Origin of the sequence: Methylobacterium platani (assembly GCF_001653715.1) — a bacterium.
Classification (GTDB): Bacteria; Pseudomonadota; Alphaproteobacteria; order Rhizobiales; family Beijerinckiaceae; genus Methylobacterium; species Methylobacterium platani.
On the sequence record NZ_LWHQ01000001.1, the window covers coordinates 38,796 to 56,399 of the forward strand.

Annotated in this window: 16 protein-coding genes and 1 pseudogene; 7 read left to right on the plus strand and 10 right to left on the minus strand. The window is 73.5% G+C overall.

Translation table 11 applies throughout. The features are described from left to right. Position 1: 1 nt before the first annotated feature. Positions 2–1,189, minus strand: a complete 1,188-nt coding sequence (locus A5481_RS00170; RefSeq protein ID WP_048433491.1) for an MFS transporter — start codon at positions 1,187–1,189, stop codon at positions 2–4. A 397-nt stretch (positions 1,190–1,586) separates the two neighbouring features. Between A5481_RS00170 and A5481_RS00175 the strand changes: the two genes are divergently transcribed. The 4 genes from A5481_RS00175 to argE all read left to right on the plus strand — a co-directional run bounded on the left by A5481_RS00175 (position 1,587) and on the right by argE (position 4,064). After that, positions 1,587–1,790, plus strand: a complete 204-nt coding sequence (locus tag A5481_RS00175; protein WP_048433492.1) for a hypothetical protein — start codon at positions 1,587–1,589, stop codon at positions 1,788–1,790. Between the two features lie 112 nt (positions 1,791–1,902). Further along, a complete protein-coding gene (locus A5481_RS00180) occupies positions 1,903–2,244 on the plus strand; it encodes a DUF1491 family protein (RefSeq protein ID WP_048433493.1) in 342 nt (113 codons plus the stop codon). A gap of 227 nt (positions 2,245–2,471) precedes the next feature. Then, entirely contained in the window at positions 2,472–2,720 is a 249-nt protein-coding gene (locus tag A5481_RS00185) for a hypothetical protein (protein ID WP_245238758.1), read from the plus strand. Between the two features lie 168 nt (positions 2,721–2,888). Then, entirely contained in the window at positions 2,889–4,064 is a 1,176-nt protein-coding gene (argE, locus tag A5481_RS00190; RefSeq protein WP_048433495.1) for an acetylornithine deacetylase, read from the plus strand. A 7-nt stretch (positions 4,065–4,071) separates the two neighbouring features. Here the strand turns inward: argE and A5481_RS00195 are convergent, their stop codons facing one another. The 5 genes from A5481_RS00195 to A5481_RS00215 form a co-directional block, all read right to left on the minus strand. Further along, on the minus strand, positions 4,072–4,329 hold the full coding sequence (locus A5481_RS00195; RefSeq protein WP_048433496.1) for a hypothetical protein: 258 nt from the start codon (positions 4,327–4,329) through the stop codon (positions 4,072–4,074). Between the two features lie 425 nt (positions 4,330–4,754). Then, the gene (locus tag A5481_RS00200; RefSeq protein ID WP_048433497.1) at positions 4,755–5,513 is read right to left on the minus strand and encodes a Crp/Fnr family transcriptional regulator; all 759 of its coding nucleotides are present in this window, start codon (positions 5,511–5,513) and stop codon (positions 4,755–4,757) included. Then, complete coding sequence (locus tag A5481_RS00205) at positions 5,503–9,048, minus strand: CheR family methyltransferase (protein ID WP_048433498.1); 3,546 nt, start codon at positions 9,046–9,048, stop codon at positions 5,503–5,505. Before A5481_RS00205 ends, A5481_RS00200 begins: the two co-directional genes overlap by 11 nt. A 153-nt stretch (positions 9,049–9,201) precedes the next feature. Then, positions 9,202–10,257, minus strand: a complete 1,056-nt coding sequence (locus A5481_RS00210) for a chemotaxis protein CheB (protein ID WP_048433499.1) — start codon at positions 10,255–10,257, stop codon at positions 9,202–9,204. Between the two features lie 109 nt (positions 10,258–10,366). Next, on the minus strand, positions 10,367–11,158 hold the full coding sequence (locus tag A5481_RS00215; RefSeq protein ID WP_048433500.1) for a glycosyltransferase family 2 protein: 792 nt from the start codon (positions 11,156–11,158) through the stop codon (positions 10,367–10,369). Between the two features lie 333 nt (positions 11,159–11,491). Here A5481_RS00215 and A5481_RS00220 point away from each other — a divergent pair, with 333 nt between their 5' ends. Together A5481_RS00220 and A5481_RS00225 are read left to right on the plus strand one after the other, a co-directional pair. Next, positions 11,492–12,745 carry an alpha/beta hydrolase gene (locus A5481_RS00220; protein ID WP_342447329.1) on the plus strand — a complete coding sequence of 418 codons (1,254 nt, stop codon included), beginning with the start codon at positions 11,492–11,494 and terminating at the stop codon, positions 12,743–12,745. A gap of 113 nt (positions 12,746–12,858) precedes the next feature. After that, on the plus strand, positions 12,859–13,869 hold the full coding sequence (locus A5481_RS00225; RefSeq protein ID WP_048433502.1) for a TRAP transporter substrate-binding protein: 1,011 nt from the start codon (positions 12,859–12,861) through the stop codon (positions 13,867–13,869). Positions 13,870–13,938: 69 nt separating this feature from the next. Here A5481_RS00225 and A5481_RS35020 read toward each other — a convergent pair. The 3 genes and pseudogenes from A5481_RS35020 to A5481_RS00235 all read right to left on the minus strand — a co-directional run. After that, a pseudogene (locus tag A5481_RS35020) lies at positions 13,939–14,295 on the minus strand (GNAT family N-acetyltransferase); the annotation flags it as partial. 70 nt (positions 14,296–14,365) lie between these two features. Further along, positions 14,366–15,535, minus strand: coding sequence for a mandelate racemase/muconate lactonizing enzyme family protein (locus A5481_RS00230; RefSeq protein ID WP_048433503.1), 1,170 nt, complete (start codon positions 15,533–15,535; stop codon positions 14,366–14,368). 145 nt (positions 15,536–15,680) lie between these two features. Further along, entirely contained in the window at positions 15,681–16,004 is a 324-nt protein-coding gene (locus tag A5481_RS00235) for a hypothetical protein (protein ID WP_048433504.1), read from the minus strand. Between the two features lie 497 nt (positions 16,005–16,501). Between A5481_RS00235 and A5481_RS00240 the strand changes: the two genes are divergently transcribed. Continuing rightward, positions 16,502–16,777 (plus strand): hypothetical protein, encoded by a 276-nt coding sequence (locus A5481_RS00240; RefSeq protein WP_048433505.1) that lies wholly within the window; start codon positions 16,502–16,504, stop codon positions 16,775–16,777. A 127-nt stretch (positions 16,778–16,904) separates the two neighbouring features. Here A5481_RS00240 and A5481_RS00245 read toward each other — a convergent pair whose 3' ends face one another. Then, on the minus strand, positions 16,905–17,579 hold the full coding sequence (locus A5481_RS00245; RefSeq protein ID WP_048433506.1) for a sigma-70 family RNA polymerase sigma factor: 675 nt from the start codon (positions 17,577–17,579) through the stop codon (positions 16,905–16,907). Between the last annotated feature and the right edge of the window lie 25 nt (positions 17,580–17,604).

Genomic DNA, 17,604 nt, shown 5'->3' on the forward strand with positions numbered 1-17,604 from the left:
GCTACGATCTAGGGCGGTCGCGGGGCTCCAGCAGGGGCACGAGCAGGCTCGCCGCCGCGAAGGCGCCGCCGACCGCGCAGAGCGCCGGCCAGCCCCCGGCCGCGAAGGCCCGCGTGCCCGCCGAGGCGCCGAGCGCGCCGCCGGCGAAGACCGCGGTGAAGAACACGGTGTTGATCCGCCCGCGCGCGCCGGGGGCGAGCGCGTAGACCCGGGTCTGGTTGGCGATCAGCGCGGTGTTGATGCCGATGTCGATGAGCAGCACCCCGACCGCCAGCGCGACGAGGGAGAACCCGCCGAACAGCCCGAACACCGCGAAGGCGGCGAGCGTGAGCACGGCGCCGCCGATCAGCACCGGCCGCGGGCTGCGGGTGTCGGCGAAGCGCCCGGCCATCGGCGCGCAGAGCGCGCCCGCCGCGCCGATCAGCCCGAACAGGCCGGCGCCCGCGGGATCGAGCCCGAAGGGCGGCGCCTCGACGAGGAGCGCGAGCGTGGTCCAGAAGGCGTTGAAGGCGGCAAACAGCAGCGCCTGCGACAGGGCGGCCCGGCGCAAGGTCGGCTGCTCGCGCACCAGGTCGAGGATCGAGGCCATCAGCGCGCCGTAGCCGAGCCGCGCGGCGGGGGCCGCCTTCGGCAGGCCGAACCAGGCGAGCGCGGCAAAGCCCACCGAGAGGCCGGCCGCGCCGACGAACACCGCCCGCCACCCGAGCCAGGACCCGACGAAGCCGCTGAGCGTCCGGGCGAGCAGGATGCCGAGCAGCAGGCCGGTCATCACCTGGCCGACCATCCGGCCCCGCGTCGCGTCCGGTGCCAGCTCGGCGGCGAAGGGCACGGCCTGCTGGGCCGCCGTCGACAGGACGCCGATCAGGAGGCTCGCGAGCACGAGGAGGCTCAGCGTGCCGCTCAGGCCCGCCAGGACCAGCACCGCGGCGAGCAGCAGGAGCTGGCCGACGATCAGGCTGCGCCGCGCCAGCGCGTCGCCGAGGGGCACGAGGCCGAGGATGCCGAGCCCGTAGCCGGCGAGCGTCGCGGTCGGCACCAGCACCGAGGCGTCGTGGCCGAAATCCTGGACCAGGAGGCCGAGCAGCGGCTGGTTGTAGTAGATGTTCGCGACCGCCCCGCCGGCGATCAGGCTGAGGCTCAGGCGGGTCGCGGCGGAGAGGGCGTGCATGGGATCCCGGCGGCGTGTCATGCGGTGCGCCCGACGGGCGTTGCGCGCACGAGATAGCGGGTTTTCGCGGCCTCGCACCGGGCCCGCCCGCACGGCCGCCCCGCCCTGCGGGCATGCCGCTCGCGACCCTGTCGCCGGGACCCGGCGCCCCGCCGATCACACGCCCGTGAGGCACCTTCCGTCGGCGCAGATCGTCGCCACATGGAGGAACGAGCGGCCGGAAGGAAGGCTTGCTCCGGCGCGGAGCGCGCCGATACCCTCTTCCCGATCGTGGTCGATCGGTTCCCTCGTGGCGAAAGGCGCATCGGCGCGCCCCGTCCACGGCCCGGCCGACGGCCGCGGCGAGGTCGCCTCGGGAGCCCTGCGGACGGTAACCCATCCCGTGTCGACGCGATCCACCGCCTGAAGGAGACGGTCGATGTCGCAGTACCGCGTGCTGTTCGCCAAGCAGATCCTCGGGGTCCCGTTCACGGTCGGGACCGTGGAGATCGCCCGCGCCCGGGATCCGGACCGGGCGGTCCGCGCCGCCGCCCTGCGCTTCGCCCGCCAGCACGGCGTCGAGGATTGGCGCGAGCGGGCCGACGTGGCCGAGCTCGAGGCCGGGATCGCCCAGATGTCCTGATCCGGTGCGTCCCGTTCGATCCGACGCGGCGCCCGATTGCCCCGCGATCGGGCGCCGTCCTATGAGGCGCACGGACCTTCCGCCGACCGACATCCCGAGGACGCCCCGCCCGATGGCACGCCTGCGCTCCGACTTCTGGGTCGCCGCCCACCTGCGCCGCTGCGCGGTCGAGGGGGTGAGCGCGGTGCAGCGCCGGCGCGGCGCGCCGGAGGCGGGTGCGATCTTCGTCAAGGTCGACCGGCTCGACGGCCGGGCCGACCTCTACGGCCCGGCGCCCCAGGCCCTGTTCGAGGGCGACGAGACCGGCGGCCGCCGCTTCGAGCCGCTGATGCGCGAGGCCCTGCCGCCCGACGTCGAGACGAGGCTCGCGCGCGAGATCCGGTTCGATTCCGACCTCTGGATCGTCGAGATCGACGACCGCGAGGGGCGGCACTTCCTCGACCTCGCCGGGTAGGCGGCAGCCCCCGACCCCGGCGACCGGTCCGTGATGCGCCCATGCGCGCTCGGCGATGCGCGCTCGGCGATGCGCGCTCGGCGATGCGCGATCAAGCTGATGCGAGGCCTGTGAGGCCTTAAATCTGGTACGCGCCAGGGAGGTTTAGATTCCTTCGAAAGTGCAGGGCTCTTTTTATCAATTGACTTATGGGTATTTTTTCGTAAATCACGCGAATGGCTCGTCGCGTGACCTATCAGATCTTCGACATGCCGGACGGACGATTTTCCGTCATGGTGACCATCGAACCGGACAAGACGATGACGCGCGACGGCTTCGCGACCCAGGCCGAGGCCGGCGCCTGGGTCGACGGTTTGCGGGACATCATGGCGGTCCTCGGCGCGCCGGTGAGCCTCGCCTTCCCGGATTATCCCGGGTCGCTGCCGATGAACGAGGTGCTCGCCTTTATCCGCAAGGCCCCGACCGAGGCCGACTGAGCGTCCGCGACGGGCCTGCGCCCGCTGTGCGCCGGGGCCGGAACGCGGCATAAGGAGGGCGTTCCGGTCGTCCCGCGGCGGCCTCGCCCCCGGCGGATCCCGCGACCGGCCCGAACTCTCGTCCCCGGTGGGCGTCCCACCGCGTCCCGTCAGGCCCCCGTATTTCCCATGACGTCCTCCGACAGCCAGTCCGCCGCCATCCAGGACCTTCTCGCCACCCTCGTGGCCTTCGAGACGGTCAGCTCCGCCACGAACCTGCCGCTCGTCGATTTCGTCGAGGACCATGCCCGGCGTCACGGCGCGACGGTCGAGCGGGTCGTCGACGGGACCGGCGAGAAGGCGGCCCTGTGGATCACGATCGGGCCGGCCGACCGGCCGGGCTACGTCCTGTCGGGCCACAGCGACGTGGTGCCGGTCGAGGGCCAGGACTGGACGCACCCCCCCTTCCGGCTGACCGAGATCGACGGGCGCCTCTACGGCCGCGGCACCTCGGACATGAAGGGGTTCCTCGCGGTCTGCCTGGCGCTCCTGCCCGAGATGGCGGCGGCGCCCCTGACGCGCCCGCTGCACCTCGCCGTCTCCTACGACGAGGAGGTCGGCTGCCTCGGCGTCCGGCCGCTGATCGCCCACATGCGCGAGCGGGGCGTCCGGCCGCTCGGCTGCTTCGTCGGCGAGCCGACCGGGATGGACGTGGTGATCGGCCACAAGGGTAAGTACGGCGCCAAGGTCACGTTCCGGGGCCGGGCCTGCCACTCGGCGCTGGCCCCGACCGGGGTCAACGCGATCGAGTACGCGGCCCGCTTCATCGAGCGGGTGCGGGTGACCGCCGAGGGGCTCGCCCGCGACGGCACCCGCGACGACCTCTACGACGTGCCCCACACGACCGGGCTCACCGCCCTGGTCCAGGGCGGCACCGCGCTCAACATCGTGCCCGACCGCTGCACCGTCGGGTTCGAGTTCCGGGCCATCGCCGCCGACGATCCCCGCGCCCTCGCCGGGACGGTGCTGGCCTATGCCGAGGACGTGCTGGTGCCGGAGATGCGGGCGCGCGACCCCGCCTGCGGGATCGCGGTCGAGCCGGTGATCGACTATCCGGGCCTCGACGTCGCGCCCGACGCGCCCCTCGTCACCCTCGCCAAGCGGCTGGCCGGCCGCAACGGCCACGCCAAGGTGTCGTACGGCACCGAGGCCGGGCTGTTCCAGAGCCTCGGCGACGTGCCCTCGGTGGTGATCGGCCCGGGCGACATCGCCCGCGCCCACAAGGCCGACGAGTACGTCGAGGCGCGGGAGCTGGCGGACTGCGCGGGCTTCGTGCGCCGGCTGATCGCCGAGAGCTGCGCCTGAGCCTGCCTCACCGCCGCGAGGCCAGGTCCCCCATCCGGGCGGCCCGGCCCTGCTCGACGTGCCAGCGGGCATCCGCCACCTGCCGGCGCAGGCTGTTGCGGCGCCAGAGATGGTAGAGCCGGAACGGATGCGGGGCGGTGCCGGCCCGGGTCTCGTGATGGTTCAGGCGGCGCAGCAGGCCCGGCAGGCAGGCGCCCGCGGCCTCGCCGGTGGCGATGTCGCCGAGGCGGACCTGGCGCAGCAACTCGGCCCGGTAATCCTCCACGCTCGATCCCTCCCCGCCTCGCGTCAAAGGAGCGGCCGGCTCAGGGCGCGCCCCGGTCCGGGTCGCGCCGGCCGGCGGTGCGGCAGGATGGGAAGCTTCCGGGGCGCTGGCAACGCGGCATCGTCGACCGCCGGCCGCGCTCCGTCCTCTCGGCGCGGGGCCGGCCCGTCGCCCGCTCGCACCCAAAAAGAGGCCCTGCCGGCGGGAGCGAGCAGGGCGGTGAAGTCGACTTGGGGGCCTCAGCAACATCCCTGATGGTCGTCCACCCGGTCGAGACCGGGCCAACAGGGACGGTCGGGCAAGAATTGCCGCAACGATTGACAGGTTGCTGGGCTTTTCGGGCCTTTTCTATCACTTATGTGAAGAAGCCCGGGACGCATGCGGTATCGCCGGGGAGAGGCGGCCGGTCCGGCCCGGGGCGGACATCAGCGCGGCGCCGCTTTCGCGAGGTAGGGGTAGTCGGCGATCGAGGCCAGGGCCGGCACGTCGCGCAGGGTGATGGCGGTGGCGCGCTGCTCGATCAATCCGTCCCGGCGCAGCTGCTGCATCGTGCGGTTCACGTGCACGACGCTCAGGCCGAGGGCGTCGGCGAGGATCTCCTGGGTGATCGGGAACGAGAAGCGGTCGTCCTGGACCCGTCCCACCGCGGCGAGCCGCTCGCGCAGCTCGAGCAGGAAATGGGCGACGCGCTCGTAGGCGGTCTGGCGCCCGAGCCGCACCACCTGGTTGACGAGCCAGATCTCCTCCATCTCGCGCGCCTGCCGCAGCGCGGCGGCAAGGCCGGTCTCGTCGCCCGGCGCGCCGCCGTGCCCCGCGGCGCGCTCGCGCAGGGGGCCTGCGTCGCAGACCTGCGCCGGCGTCAGGGTGGCGACGGCGCCGAAGGGCAGCGGCCGCCGGCGCCGGTCGAGGCCGATCACGTCGCCGGGCAGCAGCACGACGACGATCTGGCGCCGCCCGTCGAGGAGCAGCCGCTGCCGGCAGGCCCAGCCCTCCACCAGCACCTGGGGACGCGGCGAGGCCTCGCCGTCGCGCACCAGCTCGGTGCGGGCCGCCATCGGGACCGGTCGCGCGGTGATCTGGCGCAGCAGCGCCTCCTCGTCGGGCGCGAGCGGCGCGTAGGCCGACAGCCGGCGCAGGACCGCGTCCGGCGGGGCGGGGTTGCGGGCGAGGAGCTCAACCGGCATCGTCGGCCTCCCCCGGCGCGGCGCCGACGCCCCGCGCCGCCCGGTCCGGTGCCGCGAGGGTCCGGTACGGCAGCTCGATGACGCAGCGCATGCCGCCGGGGCGGTATTCCAGCGCGGTCGCCGCCCCGAGCTCGTAGACCAGCCCCTGCTCGATCAGCTCGCGCCCGAAGCCGCGCCGGGTCGGCGCGGTCGCCAGCAGGGTGACGCCGCTCTCCTGCCAGTCGAGCCGCAGGCGCCGGTCGAGGCCGTCGCCGTCGAGGTGCCAGGCGATGGCGATCCGCCCCTCGGGCCGGGCGAGGGCGCCGTACTTGATCGCGTTGGTGGCGAGCTCGTGCAGCGCCAGGCCCAGGGTCTCGGCGGTCTTCTGCGGCAGGCGGATCTCGGGGCCCTCGAGGGTCACCTGGCCCCCGTCCCGCACCGCGTGCGAGAGCACCTCCTCGCCGACGAGCTCGGCGAGGTCGGTGGCGGCGTCGGCGCTGCGGGTCAGGATGTTCTGGGTGCGGGCGAGCGCGCCGAGGCGGCCGTCGAAATGCATCACGAAGTCGTCGAGCGAGCTCGTGCCCTCGGCGGTGCGGTTGGCGACCGAGCGCACCACCGCCAGGATGTTCTTCACCCGGTGCTGCAGCTCGGTGAGCAGCAGCCGCTGGCGGTCCTCGGCCATCCGGCGCTCGTGGCTGTCGGTGCAGGAGCCGAACCAGGTGACGGCGCCGCCGTCGGGATCGGCCATCGGCTCGGCCCGCGCGGTGAACCAGCGATAGGTGCCGGCCGCCGAGCGGATGCGGAACTCGTGCTCGAACGTCTCGCTTCCGGCGACCGCCCGCTGCCGGCGGCGCCGGTTCTCCTCGACGTCGTCCGGGTGCACCGCCGTGAGCCAGCCGAGGCCGAGGGCCCGGCCGTCCTCGAGGCCGGTATGCTCGTAGAAGCGCGGGTTCACGTAGAGCCAGTCGAGCCCGGCATCGGCGGTGAACAGGAAGGCCGGGACGACGCGCTCCATCCGGCGGAAGCGCTCCTGGCTGGCGCGCAGGGCCCGCTCGGCCCGGGCCGTCGCGCTGATGTCCAGGAACGTGATGACGACGCCGGCGATGAAGTTGTCGATCGAGCGGTAGGGCAGCACCCGGGCGAGGTAGCGCGCGCCGCCGCTCTCCGGGCTGCCGACCTCGCGCTCGATGGTGCCGAGGGTGCGCAGCACCTTGCGCACGTCCTCGGGCAATTCGGGATAGTGGATCCGCGCGGCGATGTGGGTGATCGGCCGGCCGAGGTCGGACTCGATCAGGTGGAAGATGTCGGTCACCGCCGGGGTGAAGTTCTTCACCCGGAACTCGTTGTCGAGGAACACCGTGGCGATCTGGGTGCTCTCGAGCAGGTTCTTGAGGTCGCTGTTGGCCCGGCCGAGGTCGGTGACCCGGTGGCCGAGCTCGCCGTTGACGGTCTGCAGCTCCTCGTTGACCGATTGCAGCTCCTCCTTCGAGGTCTCGAGCTCCTCGTTGGCGGATTGCAGCTCCTCGTTGATCGACTGGTATTCCTCGTTGGAGGATTTCAGCTCCTCGTTGGTGCTCTCCAGCTCCTCGATCGTGGCCTGGAGGCGCTCGCGGGTCAGGCGCAGCTCGCTCTCGAGCCGCTGCACGTGCTCGTCGCGCAGGAAGGACGGGGTCGGCTCCCCGGTGCCGTCGCCGTCGAGGGTCTCGCCCTCCTGGAACAGGATGACGAAGCTCGGCGGATTGTCGGGGCCGGGCACCGGCTCGACCACGAGCGTCACGAGGCGCCGCTCGCCGTCCGAGCCCATGGCGGTGCGCTCGGCCTTGACGGTGCGGTGCTCGGCCCCGGCCTTCAGGAGGGCGGCGCGCAGGTCGAGGCGCAGGTCGCGGTGGACGAGGTTGAGCAGGTTGAGGCTCGCCGCGCCCGTCGCCGGATCGATGTAGCGCCCGGTGCGGCCGGAGAAGTGCAGCACGTCGTAGGCCTCGTCGACCACGACGTAGGCCGGGGCGTAGCGCTCCGCCACCCGCTCGGCCCGGCGCGCGAGGCCGCCCTCGATCGCCCGCGGCGGGAAGGCGCCGCCGGTCTCCGCCTGGCGCCGGTCGGCCGCCACCGTGAGGGGGAATTCCGGCAGGACCCGGGTGGCGCTCTCCAGGCGCCGGAAGATGCGGTAGCGTCGGTCCACGGGTGCGAACAGCTTGGCGTGCCGGGTGACGTTCTCGGAATTGCCCAGGAACAGGAACCCGCCCGGCCGCAGGGCGAAGTGGAACAGCGGGATCACCCGGTTCTGCAGGTCGCCGTTGAGGTAGATCAGCAGGTTGCGGCAGGAGACGAGGTCGAGGCGGGAGAACGGCGCGTCCTTGATGACGTTGTGCTGGGAGAAGATGCACATCTCCCGCAGCTCCTTGACGACGCTGTACGTCGTCCCCTCGCGGACGAACCAGCGGGCGAGGCGGTCGGGCCGGACCTGGCGGGCCACCGCCTCGCCGTAGCGGCCGACCCGGGCGGAGGCCAGCGCCCGCCCGTCGATGTCGGTGGCGAAGATCTGCACCTGCGGCACCGCGTCGAGCGTCGCCATGTGCTCGCGCAGCAGGATGCCGATCGAGTAGGCCTCCTCGCCGGTGGCGCAGCCGAGCACCCAGACCCGGACCTGGTCGCCCGAGCCCTTGCCGGCAAACAGCCGCGGGATCACCGCGCTCTCGAGCAGCCCGAACTCGCGATGGTCGCGGAAGAACTGCGTCACCCCGATCAAGAGGTCGTTGAACAGGTTCTGCACCTCGTCCGGGTCGGCGCGCAGGTGCTCGACATAGGCCTCGACGGTCTCGACCTGCACGACCTGCATCCGCCGGTGGACGCGGCGCAGGAAGGTGTTCTGCTTGTAGCCGTGGAAGTCGTGCCCGGTCTTGTTGCGCAGGATGGTGGCGATGCGCAGGAGCGCTTCGCCGGCGGTCTCGGGCTCCGCCTCCCGGGCGGCCCTGCGGCCGCGGGCGAGGTGACGGGCATAGGACAGGATCCGCTCCGTCATCTGCTCGGGCGGCACGACGTGGTCGGCGAGGGCCGCGGCGGTGCTGGCGGACGCCGCCTCCTCGCCGCAGGGCTCGGCCAGGGTCAGGCCGCCGGCCTCCTTGATCGCGGTGACGCCGAGGGTACCGTCGCCGCCGGTGCCGGCGAGCACCGCCGCCACGGCGCCCGCGCCCCGGTCCTCGCCCAGGGCGACCAGGAAGGTGTCGAGGGCGCCCCGCGCCTCCGCATCGCCCACGGGTCCGAGCCGGAACCGCCCTCCGGCGAGGGTCGCGCTCCGGCCCTCCGGCAGGACGTAGAGCCGGCCGGGCTCGATCGCCCCGCCTTCCTCGACCGTGGCGGGCACCAGGGCGGCGGCCCGCGCCAGGACGGTGCGCCAGCGCGCCTCGTCGAACAGCTGGCGCTGCTGCGGCGCGATCACCACGGCGATGCCCGGCATCTCCGGCGCGTGGGCGAGGAAGCGTTCGAGGGAATCGATCGCCGTCCCGGAGGCGCCGACGCCGACCACCACCAGAGGCTCCTGCGACCGTCCTTCCTCCATGGGGCTTCCCGATCCCGCACGGGTCTTCCTGGCCAAGGGTCGTCGTCTCCGTGTCTGGCGGCGGACGGCAGGCGCGGCCGGTCGACCCCGATCATACGCATCCGGGGCGGCGCTGTCAGGGTAAGGCGGCGGGTTTCTCCCGGGGCAACCGGCTCAGCCGGCCGGGCCGGCCTCGTCCGGCCCGTCGCGGCCCGGCCCGTCGCGCAGGGCCCGGCGGATCGTGCGCACGTGGCCCCCGTATTCGCGGGCCCGCTCCTCGTACATCCCGGCCATCAGGGCGTTGCCGCGCCGGTGGGCCTCCGCGGCCATGCGCCCGACGAGATCCGCCCGCTCCTGGACCACCCGGAGGGCGATCCGCAGGGCGTTCTCGACCGCGTCGCCCTGCGCGTCGGCGAGGGCCTCGGCGGTGTAGGCGTGGCCGACCTGGCAGCGGAAGCGCAGCACCCGGCCCTCTCGCAGCTGGGACAGCACGCCGCCGCAATCCGGGCAGGTGATCGGGGCCGGTTCGGCCCGGCGGCCCGGCTCCGCGGCGGGAAAGCGGCCCGCCGCGATCGCGACCTCGAGGGCGAGGTCGTCCGGGACCGGGCCGGACGCACCGGCCGGGCGGGCGACGAGGCCGGCCAGCGCATCGCCGAGGCCGCCCGTCGGCACGCAGGCATCCGCCGCCACCGCCGCCAGCGCGCTTCTCGGCATGTCGGGCGCCTCGGCGTCGTCGGGATCCTGCACCAGGGCGAGGCCGCCGCAGGCCTTGATCGCATCGAGGCCCGCCGCGCCGTCGTGCAGGAGCCCGCTCAGCAGCACGCCGACCACCCGCGGCCCGTAGGCGAGCGCGGCGGAGCGGAACAGGGCGTCGATCGCCGGCCGGCTGGTATTCTCCCGCGGGCCGCGGCCGAGGCGGACGCGGCCGGTCTCCACCAGCAGGTGCCGGTCCGCCGCCGCGAGGTAGACGTGCCCCGGGCGGATCGCCAGGCCGTCCTCGGCGGTCACCAGGGGGAGCGGCCCCGGATTGGCGCCGAGCCGCGCCGCGAGGCGCCCGCCGCTCGCCATGTGCAGGACGACGAGATACGCCGCCGGGCCGTCCGGCGGCAGACCCGCCAGGATCGCCCGCAAGGGGGCGACCGCCCCCGCGGAGCCGCCGATCACCACGATGTCGTGCGCGGATGCGGCGGCGTCCGGCGCCGGAGGGTCTCGTCTGTGTGCCGGGGGCATGGCTGTCGCCGAAGGGGCGGCGGCCGCGCGCGTCGCGCCGCCTGGGGGGAGGGCGAGCCTCGCACCGGGCCGCCCCGGTCCGCTCCAACACAGGTTAAGCGGCGGCCCGTCAGCGGCTCGCGCGCCGGCCCTTCGCCCCGATCCGGCGCTCGTAGTGCTTGGCGACCCGGAGGTGGCGCGAGATCGCGTAGTTCATCGCGGTCAGGAAGCCGTAGGCGCCGCGCACGCAGTGGCGGCGGCCGAAATAGGCCTTCAGGAAGTTGCCCGGCAGCTCGACGAACAGCCGCCAGGTCGGGATCGCGACGCCGCGCGCCTCGAGATCGTCGGCCTGCTGGTCGGAATAGCGGTTGAGCTTGTCGAGCTGGTCGCCGAGGGAGCGGACCGAGAAGTGGTGGATCACCCCCTTGAGGCGCCCGACCGTGGCGCCCGCATCAAGGTCGACCCGGTCGTGGACCGGCGAGGGCGAGTAGCGGCCGCGGTCGCGCCGGTAGAGCCGCACCGGCCACAGCGTGTAGGCGAGGCGGTGCGGCCGCGTCTCGCCGGGAAACACCTCGGCGATGCCGAGCGCGTAGGCCGGGTGCGGCGGCTCGCCGGCGGAAAACAGCCGGCGGATCTCGGCGTTCAGCGAAGGCGGCACCACCTCGTCGGCGTCGAGGTTCAGCATCCAGACGTGGCGGCACTGCTCCTCGGCGAAGCGCTTCTGCGGCCCGTAGCCGGGCCAGTCGCGCGCGATCACCCGCGCGCCGAGCGAGGCGGCGAGCTCGCGCGTGCCGTCGGTCGAGCCGGAATCGACCACGATCAGGTCGTCGGTCAGGTCGCGCACCGCCGCGAGGGTGGCGCCGATCCGGTCGGCCTCGTTGTGGGCGATGAGGAAGATCGAGAGGGGGAGGGGGGCGACCATGGACCGAGGCGAGGATCCCGGCCCGCCGGGAGGGCGCCGGGTCTGTCGGGCCAGCCTCTAGAGCATCTTCCGGGTTCCTGAAAACCGGCCCGGGCGCTGCGGGCCCGCGGCCGGGCGGGAGCGTGCCCCCGCGGCCACGGTGGCGCGGGGAAATGCGCGCCGGCCCCGCCGCCCCATTGGCGCCGCATCGGTTTGGCTCATCCTTAAGGAGTGCCCGCAAGAATCGGGCGCGAGGAATCGCCGGGCGCCGCAGGGTTCGCCGGCGCGTGGCCTTGAGCCTGGCCTTGGGGAAGAGCGGTGTTGGCGATGGGGATCCTCGTGCGGAGCCGGAGCTTGGGAATCCTCCTCGCCGCGACCGTGCTCGGTGCCTGCGCGGGCACGCCGAAGGGCGTGCTGGCGCCGGTCGCCGCCACGGTGCCGGGGGCGTCGCGGGTCGACATGCTGGTCGCCACGACCCGCAAGACCGCCGCCAATCCGGGCGAGATGTATTCCGGCGACCGCGGGCCGGCCCTGTCCTACGCCGACATCACGGTGTCGATCCCGCCGGACTCGATGCGCAAGCCCGGCACCGTGCAGTGGCCCAAGGAGCTGCCCGGCAACCCCGCCACCGACTTCGTCACCCTCAAGGCCGAGACCCTCGACCGGCCGGAGGCGGCCGCCCGCCTGCGCCGCACGGCCGCGCGGACGGGCAAGCGCCACGTGCTGGTCTTCGTCCACGGCTTCAACAACCGCTTCGAAGACGCGGTCTACCGCTTCGCCCAGATCGTGCACGACACCAAGGCCGACGTGATGCCGGTGCTGTTCACCTGGCCGTCCCGCGGCAGCGTGCTCGCCTACGGCTACGACCGCGAGAGCACCAACTACTCGCGCAACGCCCTCGAGGGCGTGCTGCGGCGCCTCGCCCAGAACCCGGAGGTCGGCGAGATCACGGTGCTGGCCCACTCGATGGGCAACTGGCTGGTGCTCGAATCCCTGCGCCAGATGGCGATCCGCGACGGGCGCGTCGCCGGAAAGATCCGCGACGTGGTCCTGGCCGCCCCGGACGTCGACGTCGACCTCGCCCGCGAGGCCTTCCGCGACATGGGCCCGACCCGGCCGCGGCTCAGCCTGTTCGTCTCCCAGGACGACAACGCGCTCGCGGTCTCGCGCCTGGTCTGGGGCAATTCCGGCGCGCGGCTCGGCGCCATCGACCCCTCGACCGAACCCTATCGCAGCGAACTCGCCCGCGAGAACATCGCGGTGCTCAACCTGACCGCGATGAAGGGCGAGGACGCCCTCAACCACGGCAAGTTCGCCGGCAGCCCGCAGCTCGTGGAGCTCCTCGGCAACCGCCTCGCCGACGGCCAGACCATCACCGATTCCCGCGTGGGCTTCGGCGACCGCATCGTCCAGATGACCGCGGGCGCCGCCGCCACCGTCGGCACCGCCGCGGGCCTCGCGGTCTCGGCCCCCGTCGCGGTGATCGACCCCCAGAGCCGCGAGACCTACGGCGAGCACCTGCGCAACCTCGGCCAGGGCATCGGCGACACCGCCGAGGGGGCGGTGGACCTCGCCACCGCGCCGGCGCGGGCGCTCGGGGGGCGGTGAGGGCGGCGTTGGCACCGCGCGCGCATTCGGCTTAAGGCAGGGCGGCAGACGAGATCCGGCCCACGGGCGCGAAGCAGCCCCCGGAGCGGCCGGACACCCGGGAGGCCGACACCATGCACCACCCCACGCGCCGCGCCCTGATCGCCGGCGCCGCCGCGACCGCGCTCCTCCCGGCACCGCACCTCCGCGCGCAGGCCGGGGCCTTGCGGCTCAAATGCGGCGTCGTCACCCCCGACACCCATCCGGCGACGATCCGCCTGCGCGAGGCGGCCGACAGGGTCGCCAAGGAGACCGGCGGCGCCGTCGAGGTCGCGGTGTTTCCCAACGGCCAGCTCGGCTCGGACACCGACATGCTGAGCCAGCTGCGCTCCGGCGCGCTCGAGATGTTCGCGCAATCCTCCTCGAACCTGGCGACCCTGGTGCCGCGGGCCTCGCTCATCAACATCGCCTTCGCGTGGAGCGGCTACGACAAGGTCTGGCCGGCGGTCGACGGCGAGCTCGGCGCCTATATCCGGGGCGAGATCGCCAAGGCCGGCCTCGTGCCGTTCGAGCGGATGTGGGACAACGGCTTCCGCCAGACCACGACCAGCACCCGGCCGATCCGGGGGCCGGCCGATTTCGAGGGCCTGAAGCTGCGGGTGCCGAACAGCGCGCTGTTCACCTCCGCCTTCCGGGCGCTCGGCGCCGCGCCGGTAGCGCTCAACTTCTCGGAGGCGTACTCGGCCCTGCAGACCAAGGTGGTGGACGGCCAGGAGAACCCGCTCGCCATCATCGCGAGCTTCAAGCTCGCCGAGGTGCAGAAGTACCTCTCCTTCACCAACCACATCTGGGATGGGTTCTGGCTGATGTCCGGCAACCGGACCTGGTCGCGCTTGCCCGAGGACGTGAAGGCGGTGCTGACCCGCCACTTCAACGCCGTGGCCCTCGACCAGCGGCAGGACATCGCCGGCCAGGGCGTGGCGATGCGCGAGGCGCTGGGGAAGGCCGGCTTCGCGATCAACGACGCGCCCGCCGGCCCCTTCCAGGACAAGCTGCGGAGCGCGGGCTTCTACACCGAGTGGAAGGGCAAGTACGGGGCGGAGGCCTGGGGCCACCTGGAGAAGTTCGCCGGGGCGGTGTCGTAGGGCGCGGTCACTCGCCCGAGGGCGCGACGGGCGGCGTCGCGACGTACGCCGGCCCGGCACGAAGCCCAGCGCCTCGTAGAAGGCGTGCACCCGCGGATCGGCGCGCCCGCTCTGCATCAGGACGTGGTGGCAGCCGCTCGCCCAGGCCCGGGCGAGGGCCGCCCGCACGACGGCCCGGCCGTGCCCGCGCCCCCGGGCCTCCGGATGGGTGACGACGTTCTCCAGGAAGCCATGGGCGCGTCCTTCGCGCAGCAGGTTCGGCGCGGTGACGAGCGTGCAGGTCGCCACGATCCTCCCGCCCTCCTCCGACACGAAGACCGCGACGCCCGGATGGGCCAGGGTCTCCTGCCAGATCCGCTCGGCCGCGGCGACCGGGGCGGCGCGGCTGACCTCGGAGGCGGAAAGAAGCGCCAGGAGCGACGCCAGGTCGGCGGCGCAAGCGGGACGGCCGGCCGGCCGCCGCCCCCGGGTCGGCCGTCCGTCGCGGGCTCTCGCGTCACGCCCGCTCCAGCGGCCGCATCACCGCGTAGAGCGCGCTCTTCGCCTCGAAGCCGATGCCGGGCACGTCCGGCATCGCGACCCGGCTGTCGGCGACCGGCACCGCATCGGCGAAGCCGCCGAAGGGGGCGAAGACGTCCGGATAGCTCTCGTTGCCGCCGAGCCCGAGGCCCACCGCGATGTTGAGGGCGAACTGGTGCCCCCCGTGGGGCACGCAGCGGCGCGGCGACCAGCCGTGGGCGCGCAGGACCTCGAGGGTGCGCAGGTACTCGACGAGCCCGTAGGACAGGGCTGGATCGAATTGCAGGATGTCGCGGTCCGGCCTCAGGCCGCCGTGGCGGATCAGGTTGCGGGCATCCTGGTGCGAGAACAGGTTCTCGCCGGTGGCGAGCACGCCGTCATAGGTCGTGGCGAGCGCCGCATGGGCGAGATAATCGAGGGGATCGACCGGCTCCTCGTACCAGCGCAGCCCGTAGGGCGCGACCGCCCGGCCGAAGCGGATCGCCTCCTCGAGGGTGAAGCGGCCGTTGACGTCGACGCAGAGCCGCGAGCCGTCGCCGCCGAGCACGGCGAGCACCGCCTCGATCCGGGCGACGTCCTCCTCCAGCGGCACCAGCCCGACCTTCATCTTCACGGTGCTGTAGCCGCGGTCGAGGTAGGAGCGCATCTCGTCCTGGAGCGCGCCGACGCCCTTGCCCGGGTAGTAGTAGCCGCCCGCGGCGTAGACCCAGGCGGTCGGGTCGGCCTCGCCGCCGCGGTAGCGGTCGGCGAGAAGCCGCCAGAGCGGCACGCCCTTCGCCTTGGCGAGCGCGTCCCACAGGGCCATGTCGAGGACGCCGACCGCCACCGAGCGCTCGCCGTGGCCGCCGGGCTTCTCGTTCCGCATCATCGCCGCCCAGGCCCGGTGCGGGTCGATCAGCCCGTCCTCGCCCTGGAGGTCCTCGGGCGCGGCCGAGAGCAGGCGCGGGATGAAGCGCTCGCGCAGCAAGCCTTGCGGCGCGTAGCGCCCGTTCGAGTTGAAGCCGAAGCCGACGACGGGCCGGCCGTCGACCACGACGTCGGTCACCACCGCGACCACGCTCGCCGTCATGGTCGAGAAGTCGATCCAGGCGTTGGCGATGTCGGACTTGATCGGCGCGACGATGTCGCGGATGGCGGTGATGCGCATGGATGATCCCCTCCGAACCTGATGATCCGTGTCGTAGGGGCGCGGGCCGGCGCTGACAAATGCGCCGGACGCGCGGGATCTCGGCGCCGGGATCTTGGCGCCGAGATCCCGGCGCCGGAATCTTGGCGCGCAGCCGCGTTCTATCTCAGCGTGCGGTGCCGTTCTTCTGCGAGCCCGGGCCGGTGCCGGGGGCGCCGCTGCCGGTCGGGCCGTCGGTCTTCACGGTCGGGCCGGGGCCCATGTTGCCGCCGCTCGACCCCTGCGAGCCGGTCGAGCCCATGCTGCCCGGGTTGTTGCCGCCGATGCCGGTGCCCGGCGGCTGGCTCGCCATGCCGGAGCCGGTATTGCCGCTCGAGGGCGGGGCGACGCCGGTGCCGTTGTTGATGCCCTGGGCGGCCGCGACGGTCGCCGTGCCCGCGACGAGGGCGAAGGCCAGGAGGGAGGTGCGGATCGGCAAGGAGGCGGGCATGGGAGGTGTCCGGTCTGTTCGGGCGGGAAGCGGACCGGGGCAACGGTGGGACCGGGTCGGCGTTCCCCGCCCGCCCCGCGGCGAAGCGGCCGCCGAGGCCGCCTTGCGGATGAAATCCTTGGCATTCGGTCCGCTCTGCATGCAGACTGGGCATCCTGTCGTCCCCGCCGCCGTCGTCCGGCTGTCATGGGGCGGCGGCTATGGCCACCCGCAGAAGGTGGCGTGGATCTTGAAAGGGAGCGCGCGGGGTCCGGTTCCGGCCCGTCCTCGCGCGATAGGAGTCGTGATGCAGGTATTCCTGGTCGCCCTCGGGCTCATCGTCGTTCTGGTCGCCGTCGGCGTGTTCGGTCATCATCCCGACCAGCGCGAGCTGCCGGACCCGAATCGGCGACCCTGACGGTATCGCGGGCGGCGCAACGGGCGCTCCCCTGCCGCGTTGGATCCTGCGGACGGCCCCGCCCCGGCTGTTGATCGTCCTCTTGCGACAGGAGCCCATCATGCCCGCACCGCGTCCGCTCATCCGCGCGCTCCTCGTCGGCGCGCTCGTCTCCGCCGGCAGCGTCGCGCAGGCTCGGGACCTCCCGGACCAGACCGGCACCGGAGGCGGTCCGCGCTCGACCATCACGGCGCCGAATACCAGCTCGGTCGGTCAGGTCATGCCGCATCCCGGCGGGCCCGACGCGCGCCTGGAGCGCCGGATCGACGACCGCACCCGCCAGGAGCGCCTCGACGACCGGATCGACAGCGGCATCTGCACCGGCTGCGGCCGCTAGAGTATTGTCCGAGGAAGTGGGAACCGGTTCGTCGTAGAAACTCGGCAGAACAAAGACCTGGAGAGCTTCGCGATCGCAGCGCGATCATGGAGTTCTCTAGGGCATGGTCCGGCGAAGCGGCGACGTCTCAGCCCAGCATCTCGGCGAGGCGCGCCCGGGCGCGGTTGATCCGGCTCTTCACGGTCCCGACCCGGCACTCCATCGCGACCGCGATGTCCTCGTAGGAGAGGTCGTGGACGGCCGAGAGCAGCAGCGCCTCGCGCTGGTCCGGCACCAGGCGGTCGAGGGCGGCCTGCACGTCGTGCAGGTCGAGGCTGCCCTGCTGCGCCGGCAGGGAGACGAGGCTCGCGGCGAACAGCCCGTCGGGGTCGCCGACCTCGCGCGCCCGCTTCTGGTGCTCGGAATAGAAGCTGTTGCGCAGGATCGTGTAGAGCCAGGCCGACAGGTGGGTGCCGGGCGCGAACCGGTCCTGCGCCGCCCATGCCTTGAGCAGGGTCTCCTGCACCAGATCGTCGGCGCGGGCGTGGTTGTTGCACAGGGTCAGGGCGCGGCGGCGCAGCCGCGGCACCTCGGCGAGCAGGTCGCGGCGGAACGCCTCCGCCGGCGCGACGTCGATCCCGGCGAGCGCCACGACGAGGCGGGCGACCAGCGCCTCCAACTCGCCGGAGGGCGGCAGCGCCGCCGCGTCGTAGGCGGCGCGCAGGGTCGTGCCGAGATGGGCCTGGATGCCGGCCGGCAGGGCGGGGGCCTCGGGGCGGTCCGTATCGGTCCCTGCCGGGCCCCTGGTGATCAGCGACGGCATCGCGCGGTCTCCTGTGACCGGCGCT